Below are 17,692 nucleotides of genomic sequence, written 5' to 3'. Positions count from 1 at the left end.
TCGGCACCGTCTTGTGCTCATCCCGGTGACACGGCCGGGCAGGTCAACCGCTGGGCAGGGGCTGGAGCAGCTCCGGGCGGGCCAGCATGCGGCGCGCGGCACGGCCCGGGTCGAGCAGCGCGCGAGCCACGATCCACCCCGCCAGGGCGTGCGGCTCGGCCGGGTCGGCGGCCAGTTCCTCGGCGTACCGGACGAGGGCGGCGGCCGGGTTCCCGGCGGCCAGGTGGTCGTCGGCGGTGCGCGGGGCCGTGGGGCGGGTGGCGAAGGCGTGGGTGCGCAGGTCCGGCCAGGCGGTGCGGTCGGGGCGGTAGCGGGGGGTGTCCGGTGGGTATGTGGAGCCGGGGTCCGGGGCCACATTGCGCAACCGCCACTCGGTGCGGTGCAGCGCGGCGGCCGTACGGGCGCGGGCGAGAGCGGCCGACGGCACGGGCTCGCGCAGCCAGCCGTCCAGGGTGCGGGCGAGCCCCGAGACGAGGGCACGGCCCTGGGGGGTGAGCCGCCCCTCGGCCAGCAGGGTCCGCACGACCAGGCGGGCCTGTGTGCGGCGCAGCGCGAAGTGGTAGCCGGCCTCATCGGCCGAACAACCGGACCCGGTGGTAGCCGCGGGCTCTTGGGGCACGCCGTCCCCCTTCGATGCCACGGCATCCCCCGGCCCCGCAGCATCCTTCTCCGCTACGGTCATCCGGTCCCGCCAGAAGCCCGCGACGCCCGTGAAGGCGTAGGCGCCGTGGAGGAGGCCGGTGAGATGGCGGGGGTCGGGGCGCCACGGGGCGTAGTAGCGCTCCTCGCGGTCGTCGTCGAGGAGGGGGAAGAGGTGCAGGAGCGCGGCGAGCTTGCTGTGCTGGAACTCGTGGACGAGGGTCTCGGCGAGGGCGAGCGCGGAGGAGGGGCGGGCGATGACCATGCCTCCGAAGGAGTCGCCGCTGGAGGCGGAGACGAGCACGGTGGGCGGGGCGGGCGGCAGTACGGCGGTACGGCCGAACGGAGACACAGCCCGGATCATCGACGGGACCAGCCGCCCGGGCCCGGTGCCGCCCGGCGTGTCCAGCATCTCGACGGCTTCCTCGAACAGCCGCTGCCACTCTTCCGCTTCCGCGCGGTCGAGACGGGCCGGGGGGAGGGGGTCGTCGAGGTCGCGATAGGGGTCGAGGTCTTCCAGGGGAATCGCCAGGGGGCCGCTGGGGGCGAGATGCGTGAGGGTGCGGAGGGGAAGCCAGGCATCGGGGGTGTTCGCCGGGCCGGTGAGGGGCCTTTCCGACGCCAGGGGCGGATGAATCGTTTCCGCCGGGATGGTGGGCTGGGGTTGGCGAGCCGCCACGGTGGTCGACGGTGCCGTGGCGGCACGAGCCGTACCTCTCGGCAGGGGCTCCGTCGCCGGACGGACCGTCACGGACACCTCCTCGCCGTTCCGCCCCGACCCGACCAAAGTCAGCTCTTCCCCGTCCGTGCGGGCGCGGCCGATCCGCAACCCAGGCGCCGTGCACGGGAGTCGGGCCAGTCCCAGGCCGGGCAGACACAGGCCGCCATCGGTGAGGGGCACGCGGAGGTCCGCCGGCGTACCGGCCAGCAGCGAGGCCGAGACGGCGAGGGAACACAGGTGTCCCGCCTCGGCCCAGAGCGGCGGTCCCGTCGCGGTGTCGTGGAGTCGGCGCAGCAGGTGGGCGATCCAGCCGCCGGTCGCCGGGGCGAGCAGCAGCCGGTCGACCGGCTCCGGCGCCAACTCGGCCGCCCGCTTCAGGACATCCCAGGCCTCGGCGGAGGTGGCGAGCGGTGTCGGCAGCGGCCCCAGGCTGTCCAACAGGGTGCGCAGAAGCAACAACCGGCGTGCGCGCTCCGCCCGTTGAAGGAGGCCGAGGGCCTCGGCGGAGCCCCCTCCCCCGGCCACCTCCGCGAAGAGCCGGTCGGACATGCGGAACGGGGCGTGTCCCTGCTCACTGATCATCGGTGAGGGTCCTCCGGTCGCGGGGGCGGACATGCGGGCGCCCCGGCGGACAGGGCCCGCCGGGGGCTCGTCGTCGGGTGGGCGGCGCGACTGTTCCGCCCTGAGAGCGCCACCGGTCTCACCACGGCTATTCGGCCCGGGCGGGCTCACCACCACCCCGGATGCCCCCGCGGGCGCGCAGGACCTCGGCGAGGAGGCGGTCGGCGGGCGGCAGTGGAGACAAGCCGTCCACTGCGGTGAGGGGGAGCGCCGCGACGTCCGCCAGATCCGACTCCCAGACATGCGTGGCCGCATCGGCGGCCGACTCACTGGCGGCGACCTCGGCGTGGTGCGCGAGCGGCCAGTCCAAGATGCTCCCCCTTCTCGCACGGTGGCACGCGATGCCCCGCGTCCCTATCCATCATGGCCATTCCTGGCCGGGTCGAAAACCGTACGATCACGCCACTCGATCATTTCCGATCGCCCGGACCCTTCACAGACGCCTCGAACGCGCGCAGTGCCGCGCCGAGTTCGTCCCCGCGCCCGGGGTCACCGTCCACGGATACCACGGCGTCGAACAGCTCCCACAGTGCCTCGGGGTGGTGCCGGGCGAGCGAGTTGAGGATCCCCACGACATCCGTACGGGCCCTGTTGTGACGGGGAAGTGTCACGGTGACACCAGGTGCCAGCGCGGATACCACGGTCTGCCGTTCGGTGGGGTCGTCCATCAGCGGGTAGGCGAGCAGCGCCTCGACCGCTCGCTGGAGCGGCGAGGCCGGGCGCCGCGCGGGGATCGGAGCAGGTGCGGGAAAGTCCGCCGGCAGAACTTCGGTGCGTTCGGGGCTGCGCAGCCTAATGTCGGGATACTGCAGAGTACGCCCCGCTTCCCTGAGGGCCGCGATACGCGCTCGTACGGCCGGAAACAGTTCCTCCGGATCGGGGGGCGCGGGCAGGACGGCGGCGCGGTCGGCCAGGAGGCCGAGCAACACGTCGGAGAAGAGACCGGTGCCACGCTCGGGATCGTTGGCGGCCGCCCGGCCACGGCCCGCGGCCCGCAGCACCGTCTGACGGTGCACCAGAGTGCGCCGCCCCACGGGCAAGGCGTCCGGCGGCAGCTGCTCCCGGAAGGCAAGGTCCTCCTCGAAGGTCTCGCAGGCGTCCACGAGCCACAGTTGCTCTCCGAGGGCGGGCACCGCGTCGCTCGCGAACCGCTCGACGGCCGAGTCCAGGTCGATGTTCAGCTTGTCGGCGGTGGTGGCGTCGGAGCAGAACAGCCGCAGTCGGCCGGCCCGGTCGAGGACGCCGTGCCCGCCCCACCACACCCACAGGATCTCGCCCTGGGCCACGGACAGTTCACGGACGAGGACGCCCCGCAGAGTGGCCTGGTCGGCGGGTCGGTACGGGATGTCGGGAACGCCTGTCGGCAACGGCGCGAGGTGGAGGCGGAGCCTGTCCTCGGGCACTCCGGCCGCGCGCAGCAGCCGGTGGAAGCGGACGGCGTCCCGGGCGGGCCCGGGCAGGTCCCAGGCCGGCCCGGCACCGTAGGCCTCGACTCCGACGATCAGGGCGTGCACCCGGGCCGGATCCACTCGCGCGCCCGTCACGGCAGCAGGTCCACGATGTGCCGGTACACCGCCGGGTTGGTCCAGTAGGCGCTGTGGGAGGCGGGAAACGGCTGGCGGCTGTCGACGGCGATGTCGGTGACCCGCCCCGGGAAGAGTCCGGCGCCGAGGTAGGAGAGCAGATCCCGGCGGTCGTACAGATTGAGCCACTCGGGGAGGTGCGGCGGCAGCGGCGCAGGGTGTTCGAGTGTGGGCAGCGAGCCGGACTCGTACAGGAAGGGGCCCTGGGAGCCGGCCGTCACCAGCAGCTTGACCTGCGGCAGCGGCCCGGAGATCAGGGTGTCCAGCGCGATGATCCCGCCGAGGCTGTGGCCGACCAGCGCCACGGGTTCCTCCAAGCCGCTGATCAGGGAGCGCAGTTCGGCGCGGACCGCCGCGCCCCGGCTGAGATAGCGCAACACATCCGCGGCGGCGGGGTGCGCGGCCTCGGTGAGGGCACGGCGACGGCGTACGACGGCACGGGACGCGGCGGAGCCCGCGGCCCGGAGCAGCAGGGAGCGCAGTCCGCGTTCCGTGCCCCCGGGCGGTGCGCCCAGGGCCTGGGCGAGCCGACCGGTGACGGTGTCCCGGGTGTCGCCGACCGGCACCAGCGGGTCGTCGGCGTCCAAGGCGTCGGCGATGACCCGGGCGGTCAGGGCGCGGGCCGCGAGGACCGCGAGGTCCTCCGGACCGAGGGCCTCGGCAGCGGGGCCGAGCAGGGGGTGGCCGGCCAGTCCGGTCGCCGCGCGGGCCAGGCCCGGGCCCAACTCGGCGGCAGGCGCGTCTCCTTGGGCGGCCAGGACGGTCAGCCGGACGCGGAGGGGCTGCTCCGGCGGCACGGAACCGGGCGGCCGCTCGACGGCCGGACCGCCGCCGGCCGCGGCCAGGGCGAGCTCCGCGTCCGGATCGGCGTAGAGCGCCGCCCAGCCGGCGGTGGTGTCGTCCGGCGCCGGGCCGGCCGGGGATCCGGCCTCGGAGGCGTGGAGGGCGCAAGGGGCGCTCGGCGCTTCCGCGAGGCCGCGGGACACGGCCGCCGGCTGGGGCGGCAGACTCGCCCCGCCCGCCGCGAGCGTGGCACCGTGCGTGCCTCCCCAGTAGTACGGCACGATGCGAAGTCCGTCGCGCAGGGCGGTCAGTCCGGCCGCCACGCGCCCCGCAAGCTTCGAGAAGCCTGGTTCGCGTACCCCTGTCCCATGGATGAAGACGACCGCCGTCATGTGCCCCCCGTGACACCGGTGCGAAGCCGTGTACGACTTCCGTTGCCTCGTCAAGTTACCAGTACCATAAGGAGGTTGGGGTCGAGCACACATGCGAAAGACCCTCCTTCGGCCGCACGAACGGCCTCGACAACTGGACAGCAGGGAGACACCGTGAGCCCTGACGCGATGGTGGCGCACTTCGTTGGCGCCTCGGCCCTGATCCTGGTGGCCGCGCATGCCGCGGGCTGGCTGGCCCGGCTGCTGAAGCAGCCGTACATCGTCGGCCAGTTGACGGCCGGCATAGCGCTCGGCCCCTCGCTGCTCGGCAGCCTGGCGCCGGACGTGCACCGTGCGCTGTTCCCCGAGGCCATCGAGCCGGCGCTGACCGGGTTCGCGCAGTTCTCCCTGGTGGTCTTCCTGTTCGCGGTGGGGTACGAACTGGATCTGAAGGTTCTGGGCGCCCGGGCGCGTACGGCGGTGACCGTGGCGCTCGCCACGTTCGTGGTGCCGATGGCCGTGGGCAGCGGGTGTGCGCTGCTGTTCCAGGATCAGTTGCGCGCGCTGGGCATGCCGGACCCCGATCCCTCCACGGTGCTGTTCGCCGGGGTGGCGCTGTCGATCACCGCGGTACCGGTCCTGACGGCCATAGTGCGGGAGAACGGCCTGGCCCCCACGGTGCCGGGGATCGTCGCGGTGTCCGCCGCCGGCCTGCTGGACGTGATCGGCTGGACGGTCCTGGCCGGGGCGCTGCTGAACAGCGGCGGCGGTGACGAGTCCATCGGATGGCGGTACCGGCTGGTGATCGCCGTGGTCTTCGTGGCGCTGATGCTCGTGCTGGCCCGGCCGCTGCTGCGTCGGGTGCTGTGGCGTACTCGGATGGAGCCCTCGCTTCGGCTGGCGCTTCTCATCGGCTTCGCGCTGGGGTCGGCGTGGGTGACCCACAGCATCGGACTGCACGTCATCTTCGGTGCGTTGCTCGCGGGTGTCGTGGTGCCCCGGGAGAAGGGCGGCACACTCGACCCGGACCTGGTGCGGCCGCTGAACGACGTCGGCTCGCTGCTGCTGCCGTTCTTCTTCGTCGTCTCGGGGCAGTCCGTCGCGCTCGGCAGCATGGGCTCGACGGGCTGGGTCACCCTGGCGGTGGTGACGGTGCTGGCGGTCGTCACGAAGATCGGCAGCGGCACGGCGGCGGCCCGGCTCGGCGGCCTCGACCGGCAGGACGCACGGACCGTGGGCGTCCTGATGAGCACCCGCGGTCTGACCGAACTGATCGCCCTCAACGCGGGCTTCCAGGCAGGCCTGTTGAGCCGGCCGCTCTACACGGTCCTGGTCTTCATGGCGCTGTGTACGACCTTGTTCACCCAGCCGCTGCTGCTCCTGGTCCGCCGGCTCGACGAACGTGAGCGGCGTCGGGTACCGGACCCCGCTCCCGTCCCCGCCCGAGTCGTCGTCGAGCCCCGTCAGGGCGACGCCGCGGCCGACGTGAGCTGACATCCGCACGACGCCGCGCGCCCACGCCTTCGACCCCGGCGGGGGCACGCGACGTGCCGGCCGAACCGCTACAGCGGCATTGGGGCCATGTCGCACTCGATACGGCGGCCCTGACGGGCCGAGAGGAGCCAGGGATGGTCGGGACGGACCACCCGGCTGAAGCCCTCCACCGCCTTGCGCTGCAGTTCGTCCGCCTCCGCCCCACGGCCCAGACCGCGCAGGTCCAGGGCCAGGTTGGCGGTGCAGGACAGGGTGACGGGGTGTTCCGCTCCCGCGACCTCGACCAGCTGCGGCAGATTGGCCGAGTCGATCTCGTGCGCCCGCTCGAAGTCGAGTAGGGCGTACGCCGTGTTGGCCTGGCCGAGCGCGACTGTCAGCGTGGTGATGTGCCGGGGCCCCACCGTGTCGGTCAGCCGTCGGGCGGCGTCGTCCTCAAGCTCCTGGGCCTGCTCCAACGAACCGAGCGCCCGGTGGGTGGCTGCCAGGTTGGCCTTGGTCAGGAGGGTGTAGGCGTGGTTCTCGCCGAGCCGCACCGCGTAGCGCCGCAGGGTCGTCTCGGCGAGACGGCGAGAGCCTTCGTGGTCCCCGGCGAGGCGCTGGTCGACCGACACGTTGGTGGCCGTCGACAGGGCGTCGAAGTGGTCCGGGCCGTAGCGGGTGATGAAGCGCTGCAGGGTCTCTTCGGCGAGTTTGGCCGCTTCTTCCGGCGCGCCGTCCCGGCGTCGGCACACCCCGAGGTTGCGCGCGATGCGCAGGGTGAGGGGGTGTTCCTCACCGAACGCGGCACGTGCCCGACGGTAGACGTCCTCCTGGAAGTCGCGGGCACCCGGGTAGTCGCCGCTCTCCCGCATGTCGATCGAGAGGCCGTTCAGGGAGTTCAGGGTGAGGAAGCTTCCCGCACCGAACAGTACTTCGCGCTGCTGGGCGTTCTCCTGGTCGAGCGGCAGCGCCTCCCGGAACTGCCCGCACAGCCTCAGGTCGACGCACCAACTGTGAGTGCTGCGCAGCGTGGCCGGGTCGTCCGGGCCGAACTGGGAGCGCGCCAGTTCGGTGGCCTCCTGGCCCAGATCCCGCGCCTCCTCGAAACGCCCGAGGTAACGACGACCGTCGGCCGTCTGGCACAGGGAGTCGATCAGCTCCTCGGGGTCGACCTCGATGCGGCGGGAGACGTCCAGCGCGTTCTCGACGAGCGGGATCGACTCGGGGATCTGACCGATCTGGCGTAGCAGGAAGGAGAACAGCTTCGCCATCCGGATGACGTGGATGTTCTCCTCGCCCGAGGCCGCGAGCCAGGCGCTCCATGCCTGCCGCGCGAAGTCCGCCGCGCCTACGTGGTCACCCCAGTAGTAGAGGAAGTTCGCGGTGTCGTAGACCAGTTCGCGCACGTAGGTGTCGGCGCTGGTCACCGCCTGCGAGGCCAGCACGTGCGGCAGCAGTGCCTGGTAGGCACGCCACTCCAGCGGCGAACCGGCCGCGCCGGGCTTGGCGGCGGACAGCAGCTGGTGTGCCGCGTCCCGCATCTGGTCCCGCTCCTCGGCACTCAGCTTGGCCAGGAGCACTGTCTGCAGGAGACGGTGCATCTGCAGGGTGTCGGCTCGCGGGTCCACCTTGACCAGCGAGAACTGGCTGAGGTCGCGCACCGCGCGGTTGAGCGTGATCGACTCTCGCAGCAGCGGGTCGACCTCCGGCGTGATGCTGATTCCCCGGCTGCCACGCAGCATGGACCGCGGAATGGGCTCCGGAGCCATGCTGGCGCAGATGTCGAGGAGCTGCCGGGCGCCCGGATTGTTGGCACGGATCCGCTCCAGCGAGATGTCCCAGGCGGCCGCGACGGAGACCGGGTAGTCGGGGTTGGGGTCGAGTTCGAGGATCTCGGGACTGCGCTGGGCGAGCAGATCCAGATACTCGTCGACAAGCATCCCGGTGACGGCCCGCCAGGCGCCCGCCTGCTCGACGGCCAGGGGCAGGTCTCCCAGGGCTTCGGCGAGGCGGTCGGCGTCCTCGGCCGACAGGTCGGGGGAGCGCTTCTGGAGCAGCTCGACGGACTCCTGACGCTCGAACACGTTCACCGGCAGCGGAGTCGCCACCCGCTCCCATCCCCTGTTGCGGGAGGTGACGATGACCTTGCCGGGACCGTTGGTCGGGAAGTAGCTGCGCACCACTTCGATGTCCTCGGCGTTGTCGAAGACGAGCAGCCACTTGTCGTACGGCGCGCCGGTACGCAGCGCTTCCAGTACGGCGGGCACGGCCGTGTTGGCGGCGGGGGCGCCGAGGCTGTCCTGGCCGACCGGGGCGACACCCAGCTGGGCCGCGAGACTGGCCAGGGAGGACAGGATGAGGCTCTCACGCTCGGCCGGGATCCAGCAGATCACCTTGTAGTCGCGCTGGTGGGTGTAGATGTACTCCAGCGCCAGCTGGGACTTGCCCACGCCGCCCAGCCCATGCAGGGCGTGCGGCAGCACCGCAGCCGTGTCCTGGGCACCCAGCTGCTCCTCCACGGCCCTCAGCAGCTCCTGCCGGCCGACGAACGAGGTGTTCCTCAACGGAACGTTCACCAGTAGGGCGGGCGTCACAGTTGTGGAGCTCGGCATGAGCGGCTCAGCCTCCAGGGCTTCTTGTCGGATCGCATCGGTTACCAGCGGCACGGGCACTCCAGAGTCATCGGGTTCGTTCGACGCTGGATCACTGGCCGCTCCGTCGCCGGGTGACGCACCGACGGCCACAGGGTTCACCTCAGCGGGTGCACCTGTGGACAAACCGGAGCCCACCCGTTCGGCCGCAGCGAGCCCGGGCCTGAAGAGTCTCGGTTCTATACGCCGCGCGCGCTCGGAGTACGGCCCCGACAGTGCGTGCATGACGGCCAGCTCGCTGCGTGCCCAGCCCCGTTCCTCCGGGTCGGGCAGGCTGGCACCCATGGGATCGCGCAGGGCGGCACGCAGGGCGATGCCCCGCGCCCCGGCGGCGGGCAGCTCGCCCACCACCCGGATGGTGTGTGCCAGTTGGCTCCGGGTCGTGGTGGCCAGCAGTTCCTCGCGGACGCCGTCGGCGAACTCGGGGCGGCCCTTACCGGCGCCGTCCCAGTCGATGAGCCCGCCCATCAGGATCTCGGCGAGCTGGTCGGGGCCGGTCTCCGGCATGGTGCGCCGCCGCAGCTGCTCCACCAGGTCGAAGTCGAAGGGAACCGCGGCGAGTTGAGCGGCCAGCCGCCGGGCGGCCGGGGTGGCGAGGGTGAGGAAGCGGCGCACGGCGGCCTTGGCTGCGCGCGGGAAACGCGGGGCGCGCAGGCCAGGCGCGGGGCTGCCCTTGGTGAGGGTGCCGGCCAGCAGGACGGGCAGCGGGCGGCGCACTCCGCGCTCGCCGGTGACGAGGTCGGCCCAGGCGGCGAGGGAGCCGGGCTTCAGGGACAGCACGGGCACGGGCACCGCGCCGTCGCCCCCTTCGGGCAGCGGCCGCAGCGGGTCCGGGGTCCAGTGGCCGAGGGCGTCGTTGGTGGCCCCGAAGCCACCGGCCTCCAGAACCGCCTGGTACGGGTAGAGGGAGGAGCGGTGGCGCAGGTGCGGCGGAAGCAGGTGGACGACGGCGGTGGGCCCGGCATGGGCGAGCCGACCCAGCAGGTCGTCGGCGGCCGAGGCGGCCCAGCCGTGGGCCAGCCCGTCCGTGACGACCAGGAAGACGCGGCCGCCCCGGCCGTCGAGCAGCTCGGCGGGGTCCGCGGCGGCCGGACCGGTGGACCGGCGCAGGGTGGCGGCGCCGGTGCGGGGAACGTTCACCCGGACGGTACGTACGCCCCGGAAGGCGCCGCTGTGCTCCGCGGCCCGGGCCAGGCGGGCGGTGGTGTCCTCCCAGATCCGCATGGTGGGCGCGTCGTCGGTGAGCAGGACCAGGTCGAAGGCGGCGGTCTGGGCGGGCCGGAGAAAGGGGATCCACATGCCGTCCACGACTCCCTGCTCGGCGGTGGTCTCCTCGTCGAGTTCCAGGGTGTCGCGGGAGGGGATGCGGCGTGCGAGTTGATGCAGGGCGCGCGCCAGCAGGGCGGTGGAGCGGCCGGGGGCGTGCTGCGGCCGATCACTGTCGGGCAACAGCGGCTGCCCGACGTGCAGGGTGATGTCTCCCTGGGCGTCGGGTAACACCCGGGCCTCGGGCGCCGGCCCACCGGACCGTGTGAAGCCCGGCCGGGGCGAGGAGTCCGGGGCGGGCGCGGCGTCGTCGGTGTCGGCGGGATCCGGGGGGCGTAAGGCGTCGGCAGGATCCGCGGTCCCGGTGGCCGGGGAGGCGTCCGGGCGTCGTGCGTCGTCTGTGTCGGCCGGCTCCGTGGGGGGCTGTGGCTCCACGGTCTGCCGGACGGTGGGGGCGGTCTCCTGGTCCGGGCCGCCTGTGCCGACCGGGCCACCGTGGCGGCCCCAGGACGCGGCGAGCCAGACCGCGTCGGCGACCTCCTGCCAACTCGGCGGGGCCTGTTCCTGGGCGTGCGTATCCGGTGCTCCGTACTCACCGCGACGCTCGGCGGTCCGAGGGAACGCCGAAGGGGGCGACGACCCCGATACGGGGTATCCGTCGCCGAGCCCGGATGCGTGCTCCCTGGGATCGCCCTTCATCAGCGGCCTTTCGCGAGGTCGCGCAGGAGCATTTCCACGAGGGTACGCCCATCACCACGCGGGTGGAAACCACCCGCCGTAGTCATCTGGACAGCGTTCAGTAGCTGGTCGAGCGAGTGTGTACCACCGGACTGCACCCGTCGCACGAACTCGTCCACCAGGGCTTCCGTGCCCGGTGGCCGGATTCCGAGGTGTCCTTCCACCATGGCCAGAAGTTGCTCCTTGGTGGGTGTGCGCATTTCGAGGGGCAGGCAGCGTCGTCTGAAGGCCGCGGGGAACTCCCGTTCCCCGTTACTGGTGATCACCACCACCGGGAACTCCCGGCACTCGACGCGTCCGTCCCGGATCTCGGCCTCGCCGCCCGGGTCGTCGGTCCGCACGCGCGCGGTGTCCGCGGCGTCGCGTACCAGCTCCGGGACTTCATAGCTTCCGTTCTCCAGGACGTGCAACAGGTCGTTGGGCAGGTCGATGTCGCTCTTGTCGAGTTCATCGACGAGGAGCACCCGGGGTCGATCGTAGGGCAGCAAAGCTGTGCCCAGCGGCCCAAGGGTTATGAAGTCGCCTATGACCGGCGGTTGTTGACGAGGATTTGAAACAGGCGCGGTGTTGACTCCCGCGTCGGGTGTGTCCATCGCGTCCGCCAGGTCGATCTCCGGGGCAGCCGCATGCCGCAGCCCCGCCCGCCAGGCGGCGATGGCCTGGGCGCGCCCCATGGCGTCGTGGGTGTACAGGCCGTCACGCAGCGCGGTGCGGCTGACGATGTTCCACTCCAGGACCCGGCCGAGCCCCAACTCCCGGGAGATCAGATGCGCGAGGGTGGACTTGCCGACCCCCGGCGGACCGGTGATCAGTAGCGGCCGGCGCAGCAGCAGCACCGCGTTGACGACGTCGACGTCCGCGTCACGCAAGCGCAGAGTGGTGTCCCCCGGGCCCAGACGGCGGCGTGCCGTCTCGGGATCGGCCGGGGGCACGGACAGGGTCGGCGAGCCCCCGAAGCGACGCCAGGGCGGTGCCTCGTGCAGGTCGGGCGGGGTGTCCGGGACGCTGCCTGTACCGTGGAAGACCCGCCAGCCGTTGGGGTCCGTCTGCTCCTGGGCACTCATTCCGGTGCCTCCTCGTTGGTGAGATCGCCAGGGTCGGTGGGCTGGAAGTCGACGGGCCGGGTGGGATCGTCCCAGAGGAAACCGATGTCCTTCAGATGAAGTTCGGCCGGTCCCTGGTTGCGGCTTGCGGCCTTCTGCCGCAGGCGGTGGATGGCCATGGGGATCTGGACGGGGGCATGGACGGAGGAGAGCACGGCGCTCATCTTCTGGCGACCCGCCTCGACGAACACGCCCGCCCGGTCCCAGACCGCAAGTCCGATCCCTTCCGCGATGGCGGCCTTGAGCGCCGCCTGACTGGCGGCATCCGTCGGCGCATTGAGCACGACTGCCGTATGCATGGCTTCCCCCGCGAGCCTGCGCTGCCACATCCCGACGCTGCCGATGTCGGGATCGGGCCAGTCGTGCGACAGGACACCGTGCGCGCGCAGCGTGTTCCAGCGTTCGATCCACTGGTCCCGCCACAGCGGATCGTCTGCCCGCATCCGCTCCAGACTGCGCAGATGAACCCCGTACTTGAGACTGAGCGGCATCGGCTCACCGTCACCGATCTGGTACGTCAGTCCGGCCACATCGTGGTTGAGCAGTTCGTAGGGCAGGACGAACTCGACGTACAGCGGCGGCTGCTGACGGGCCGCCGGACTCGCCACGGGCGGGGCGTGCCAGAGCCGGGCGCTCTGCCGCAGCGCACCTTCGACGGCGGGGCCCAGCTCGTCCAGGGTGGTGGTGGCCGGTTGCCCGGGCAGTGGACTCCAGTGGCCGGGCACGCTGTTGAACCACTGGCGCACGACGATGTCGTCGGTGCCGTCGCGGGCCGGTTCGATCGCGATGATCACACAGCGCGGGATGTCCGGATCGTGGGGGCCCTCGGCGCGCGCCCTGCGGCGCCCTTCCAGCTCTTCGGTGAGGCCCGTGCGTCGGGCCCAGTCGTCGACCCAACCGGACAGGGCGGCCCGGTGGCCCGGAGCGCCGGCGAGCGGGGCCGCGCAGTCGAGGAGGAGGACAGCGGGCGGCAGATGGTCCGCCTGCGTGGTGCAGTCGAGGACGTAGGTGAACAGACGTTCCGCCGAGAGGCCGACGGGGAGGCTGAGTCCGTTGAGTTCCTCGACGAGGTCGTCCCTGAGGCGCGGTGCGGGCAATTCGCCGAGGGCGAGGACCGCGCGGGCGCCGCTCTCTTCGTCGGCGGTCAGCGCTCCGCCCTTCAGGGGCGTGGACTTGACAGGGGCGAGGAACGACGCCAGTAGCTGCTCCAGTTGGTCGCCGGCCGACTCTCCCTCGAGGATGCGCACCACCTCGACCAGTACGCGCTCCCCGTCCGCGACGTTCAGGGCGGAGCGGACCAGAACGACTACGTCCTCACGGAGTTTCGCGCCCCGTAGATCGATCTGACGGCCCAGCAGCTCTCCCAGGATGTCCCCGAAGCGGAGCCGACTCTGCGCGTCCTCCATACAGCCCAGCGCGCCCAGGGAGTTGGTCAGCTCCAGCAGCAGTAACGGACCATGCGCACGCCCGGATCCGCCCTCGGGTCCACCGACCCCCGTGCCCATCGTCACCGACTTTCCCCCTGAGCCGGTAATACCTGCCTGACCGACCAGCGAAGTTAGCACGGCAACCAGCGGTTAACCAGGGACCCATGGGATCGGACGAAGGGTTCGGAAACACGACGTCCGGCCAGGATCGCCCCGTGCGGGACAAGCCTGGCCGGAACCGATCGTCAGGGTGTTCGGGGGCCGGGGTTCGCGGCCGGTTTCACAGCCGTGGGTCCACCGGCTCCGACTCCAGTGCCAGCACGCCGAAGACCGCCTCGTGCACCCGCCACAGCGGTTCGCCCTCGGCCAGCCGGTCGAGTGCCTCCAGGCCGAGCGCGTACTCGCGGATCGCGAGCGAGCGCTTGTGGTTCAGGAACCGTCCGCGCAGGCGTGCGAGGTTCTCCGGGCGCGTGTACTCCGGGCCGTAGATGATCCGCAGGTACTCGCGTCCGCGGCACTTGATGCCGGGCTGCACCAGGCGTCCCTGCTCGTTGTGTACGACGGCCCCGAGCGGCTTGACGACCATGCCCTCGCCGCCGCGGCCGGTCATCTCCAGCCACCAGTCGACGCCGGCCCGCACCGACTCCGGGTCACCGGTGTCGACGTACAGGCGCCGGGTGGTCTGGAGCAGGCCGGTGGGGTCGTGCTCCACGAGCCGGTCGAGCAGGGCGAGTTGTTCGTCGTGGGGCAGTCCCGCGAGGCTGCGGCCCTGGACGGCGAGGATCTGGAAGGGGGCCAGGCGGACGCCGTCCAGGCCGTCCGTGGTCCAGCAGTAGCGGCGGTAGGCGTCGGTGAACGCCGAGGCCGCGTCGGCCCGTTCGCGCTGGCGGGCCAGCAGGTCCGTGACGTCGACCCCGCGCGCCGCCGCGCCCTCCAGGGCGGACAGGGCCCCCGGGAACACCGCGCCCGAGGCGGCGCCGACAGCCGCGTACTGGCTGCGCAGCAGGCCGACGGCCTTGAGCGACCACGGCATCAGCTCGGCGTCCAGCAGGAGCCAGTCGGTGGCGAGTTCGGTCCAGAGGCCGGCCTCGTCGACCGCCGTCCTGAGGCGGCCGAGGATCTCCTCCGTCACCGACGCGTCGTCGAAGAACGGGCGGCCGGTGCGGGTGTACAGGGATCCGGTCGGGCCGTCCACGCCGAAGTGCTTGCGGGCCGCCTCCGCGTCCCGGCACACCAGCGCGACCGCCCGCGAGCCCATGTGCTTCTCCTCGCACACGACCCGCGCGACACCGTCCTGCTGGTACTGCTTGAAAGCTTCGGCCGGGTGCTCCAAGTAGCCGTCGATGTGGCTGGTGGCCGTCGGCGCCATGGTCGGCGGCAGGTACGGCAGCAGCCGCGGGTCCACCGCGAAACGGCTCATGACCTCCAGGGCCGCCGCCGCGTTCTCCTCGCGGACCGCGATCCGGCCCTGGTGGCGGGTCTCCACGACCCGGCGGCCGTGCACGTCGGCGAGGTCGAGCGGCCGTCCGTCGTGACCGCCGGGCGCCTCGGAGCGCAGCGGCTTCACCGGCTCGTACCAGACCCGCTCCGCCGGTACGTCGACCAGTTCCCGCTCCGGGTAGCGCAGCGCGGTCAGCTTGCCGCCGAAGACGGCGCCGGTGTCCAGGCAGATGGTGTTGTTGAGCCAGGTGGCCTCCGGGACCGGGGTGTGGCCGTAGACCACGGCGGCCCGGCCGCGGTAGTCCTCGGCCCACGGGTAGCGCACCGGCAGCCCGAACTCGTCGGTCTCACCGGTGGTGTCGCCGTACAGCGCGTGCGAGCGGACCCGGCCGGAGGTGCGGCCGTGGTACTTCTCCGGCAGACCGGCGTGGCAGACGACCAGGCGGCCGCCGTCGAGGACGTAGTGGCTGACGAGTCCGTCGATGAACTCGCGCACCTCGGCGAGGAACTCCTCGCTCTGCCCCTCCATCTGCTCGATGGTCTCGGCCAGGCCGTGGGTGTGCTGGACCTTGCGGCCGCGCAGATGACGGCCGTACTTGTTCTCGTGGTTGCCGGGCACGCACAGGGCGTTGCCCGACCTGACCATCGACATCACGCGGCGCAGCACGCCGGGGCTGTCGGGGCCGCGGTCGACGAGGTCGCCGACGAAGACGGCGGTGCGGCCCTGCGGGTGGACGCCGTCGAGGTAGCCCAACTTGCCCAGCAGCGCTTCCAGTTCGCTCGCGCAGCCGTGGATGTCGCCGATGATGTCGAACGGGCCGGTGAGGTGGGTGAGGTCGTTGAAGCGCTTCTCGGTGACGACGGTGGCGTGCTCGACGTCCTCCACCCCGCGCAGGATGTGCACCTTGCGGAAGCCCTCGCGCTCCAGGTGGCGCACGGAGCGGCGGAGTTCGCGGATGTGGCGCTGGATGACCCGGCGCGGCATGTCGGCCCGGTCGGTGCGGGTGGCGTTGCGCTCGGCGCACACCTCCTCGGGCACGTCGAGGACGACGGCGATGGGCAGCACGTCGTGCTGCCGGGCCAGGTCGATCAGCTGCCGGCGGGCGTCGGACTGCACGCTGGTGGCGTCGACGACGGTGCGGCGGCCTGCGGCCAGGCGCTTGCCGGCGATGTAGTGGAGCACGTCGAAGGCGTCCTTCGTCGCGCTCTGGTCGTTCTCGTCGTCGGAGACGAGGCCGCGGCAGAAGTCGGAGGAGATGATCTCGGTGGGCTTGAAGTGCCTGCGGGCGAAGGTGGACTTGCCCGAGCCGGAAGCACCGACGAGAACGACCAGGGAGAGGTCGGTGACGGGCAGGACGCGCCCCTTGTGCCGAGTCTCGGTCATGCCGCCTTCGCCTCCTTCTCGTGTGTGGTCGTCCGGGTGAACACGGCCATCTGGGTGGGCGGCCCCACCTCCGGGTCGTCGGGGCCGACGGGGGCGAACTCCACGGCGTAGCCGTGCCGTTCGGCCACCGTGCCGGCCCAGGCGCGGAACTCCTCGCGGGTCCACTCGAAGCGGTGGTCGCCGTGCCGGGCGTGGCCGGCCGGGAGGGTCTCCCAGCGGACGTTGTACTCGACGTTCGGGGTGGTCACGAGCACCGTGCGGGGGCGGGCCGCGCCGAACACCGCGTACTCCAGGGCGGGCAGCCGCGGCAGGTCGACGTGCTCGACGACCTCGCTGAGCACGGCGGCGTCGTACCCCTTGAGCCGGTTGTCGGTGTACGCCAGCGAGCTCTGGAAGAGCTTCACGCGCGAGGCCTGCCGCTCCCCCACGCGGTCCAGCTTCAGCCGCCGGGAGGCGATGGTGAGCGCGCGCATCGACACGTCGGTGCCGACGATCTCGGTGTACTTCGGGTCCTTGAGCAGCGCCTGCACCAGCTGGCCCTGTCCGCAGCCCAGGTCGAGGACGCGGGCGGCGCCGGACTCCTCCAGCGCGGCGACGATCGCGTCCCGGCGCTGCACGGCGAGCGGTGTCGGCCTCTCCTCGGTCTCGGTCTCCGCCTCGACCGCGTTGTCGATCTCCTCGACCTCGCTGTCGTCGGCCTCGGCCAGCCGCACCAGTTCCAGGGCCTCGTTCGCCTGCCGGGTCAGCGACCAGCGGCGGGAGAGGTAGCGGCTGGTGATCAGCTTCTGCTCCGGGTGCTCGGGCAGCCAGCCCTCACCGGCCCGGAGCAGCTTGTCGACCTCGTCGGAGGCCACCCAGTAGTGCTTGGCGTCGTCGAGGACCGGGAGCAGGACGTACAGATGGCGCAGCGCCTCGGCGACGGTGAGCCGCGTGGACTCCAGTTCGAGCCGGACGTAGCGCGAGTCGCCCCACTCGGGGAACCGCGCGTCCAGTGCGACGGGCTCGGCGGTCACCGCCCAGCCCAGCGGCTCGAACAGACGGCGTACGAGCTCCGGGCCGCCGCGGGCGGGCAGCGCGGGTACCTCCACGCGCAACGGCCTTACCTGCTCGGGCAGTTCCGGCCTGGCGGCGCACACACCGCGCATCGCGCTGGAGAAGACGGCGCTCAGCGCCACGGCGAGCAGTGAGGAGGCCGCGTACGGGCGGTCGTTGACGTACTGCGCGAGCGCCGCGTCGGGAGCGCCACCGCGGCCCTTGCCCTTCCCACGCCGGACCAACGCCACCGCGTCGACCTCCAGCAACAGCGCCGCCGTGCACCGATGATCGTCCGCCTCGGGGTAGAGGACGTGCGCCGTCCCGTAGGACGTGGAGAACGCCTGCGCCTTCTCGGGATGCTTGTGCAGCAGGTAGCCGAGGTCGGTGGCGGGGCGGTCGGGGGTACCGGTGGTACTGATGCTGAGGAACACGGTGGGGCCTCGAAGGGTCGTCTACA

The 17,692-nt window shown here is 72.2% G+C and carries 10 protein-coding genes; 1 reads left to right on the top strand and 9 read right to left on the bottom strand.

Annotated elements, in window-relative coordinates; genetic code table 11:
• Positions 1-43: 43 nt before the first annotated feature.
• The 4 genes from SLINC_RS33795 to SLINC_RS33780 all read right to left on the bottom strand — a co-directional run bounded on the left by SLINC_RS33795 (position 44) and on the right by SLINC_RS33780 (position 4,739).
• Positions 44-1,942, bottom strand: coding sequence for an aKG-HExxH-type peptide beta-hydroxylase (locus SLINC_RS33795; RefSeq protein ID WP_067441308.1), 1,899 nt, complete (start codon positions 1,940-1,942; stop codon positions 44-46).
• 127 nt (positions 1,943-2,069) lie between these two features.
• Complete coding sequence (locus SLINC_RS33790) at positions 2,070-2,291, bottom strand: hypothetical protein (RefSeq protein ID WP_067441306.1); 222 nt, start codon at positions 2,289-2,291, stop codon at positions 2,070-2,072.
• Positions 2,292-2,391: 100 nt separating this feature from the next.
• Positions 2,392-3,525, bottom strand: coding sequence for an effector-associated domain 2-containing protein (locus SLINC_RS33785; protein WP_067441304.1), 1,134 nt, complete (start codon positions 3,523-3,525; stop codon positions 2,392-2,394).
• Positions 3,522-4,739 carry a hypothetical protein gene (locus SLINC_RS33780; RefSeq protein ID WP_067441302.1) on the bottom strand — a complete coding sequence of 406 codons (1,218 nt, stop codon included), beginning with the start codon at positions 4,737-4,739 and terminating at the stop codon, positions 3,522-3,524. The genes SLINC_RS33785 and SLINC_RS33780 overlap by 4 nt, the downstream gene beginning before the upstream one ends.
• Positions 4,740-4,892: 153 nt before the next feature.
• Here SLINC_RS33780 and SLINC_RS33775 point away from each other — a divergent pair, with 153 nt between their 5' ends.
• Positions 4,893-6,212 (top strand): cation:proton antiporter, encoded by a 1,320-nt coding sequence (locus SLINC_RS33775; RefSeq protein ID WP_067441299.1) that lies wholly within the window; start codon positions 4,893-4,895, stop codon positions 6,210-6,212.
• 68 nt (positions 6,213-6,280) lie between these two features.
• Here the strand turns inward: SLINC_RS33775 and fxsT are convergent, their stop codons facing one another.
• The 5 genes from fxsT to SLINC_RS33750 all read right to left on the bottom strand — a co-directional run bounded on the left by fxsT (position 6,281) and on the right by SLINC_RS33750 (position 17,666).
• On the bottom strand, positions 6,281-10,807 hold the full coding sequence (fxsT, locus tag SLINC_RS33770) for an FxSxx-COOH system tetratricopeptide repeat protein (protein ID WP_067441297.1): 4,527 nt from the start codon (positions 10,805-10,807) through the stop codon (positions 6,281-6,283).
• Positions 10,807-11,910: an AAA family ATPase gene (locus SLINC_RS33765; RefSeq protein ID WP_067441294.1), complete on the bottom strand. Its 1,104-nt coding sequence runs from the start codon at positions 11,908-11,910 to the stop codon at positions 10,807-10,809. The genes fxsT and SLINC_RS33765 overlap by 1 nt, the downstream gene beginning before the upstream one ends.
• A complete protein-coding gene (locus tag SLINC_RS33760; protein WP_067441285.1) occupies positions 11,907-13,454 on the bottom strand; it encodes a VMAP-C domain-containing protein in 1,548 nt (515 codons plus the stop codon). The genes SLINC_RS33765 and SLINC_RS33760 overlap by 4 nt, the downstream gene beginning before the upstream one ends.
• Before the next feature lie 202 nt (positions 13,455-13,656).
• Positions 13,657-16,200: a polynucleotide kinase-phosphatase gene (locus tag SLINC_RS33755; RefSeq protein WP_067441283.1), complete on the bottom strand. Its 2,544-nt coding sequence runs from the start codon at positions 16,198-16,200 to the stop codon at positions 13,657-13,659.
• A complete protein-coding gene (locus SLINC_RS33750; protein WP_067441280.1) occupies positions 16,197-17,666 on the bottom strand; it encodes a 3' terminal RNA ribose 2'-O-methyltransferase Hen1 in 1,470 nt (489 codons plus the stop codon). Before SLINC_RS33750 ends, SLINC_RS33755 begins: the two co-directional genes overlap by 4 nt.
• Positions 17,667-17,692: the final 26 nt, after the last annotated feature.

The organism is Streptomyces lincolnensis, assembly GCF_001685355.1.
GTDB classification, from domain to species: domain Bacteria; phylum Actinomycetota; class Actinomycetes; order Streptomycetales; family Streptomycetaceae; genus Streptomyces; species Streptomyces lincolnensis.
The sequence above is the reverse complement of the archived record's forward strand: the minus strand, read 5'-3'. Positions and strand labels throughout refer to the sequence as shown.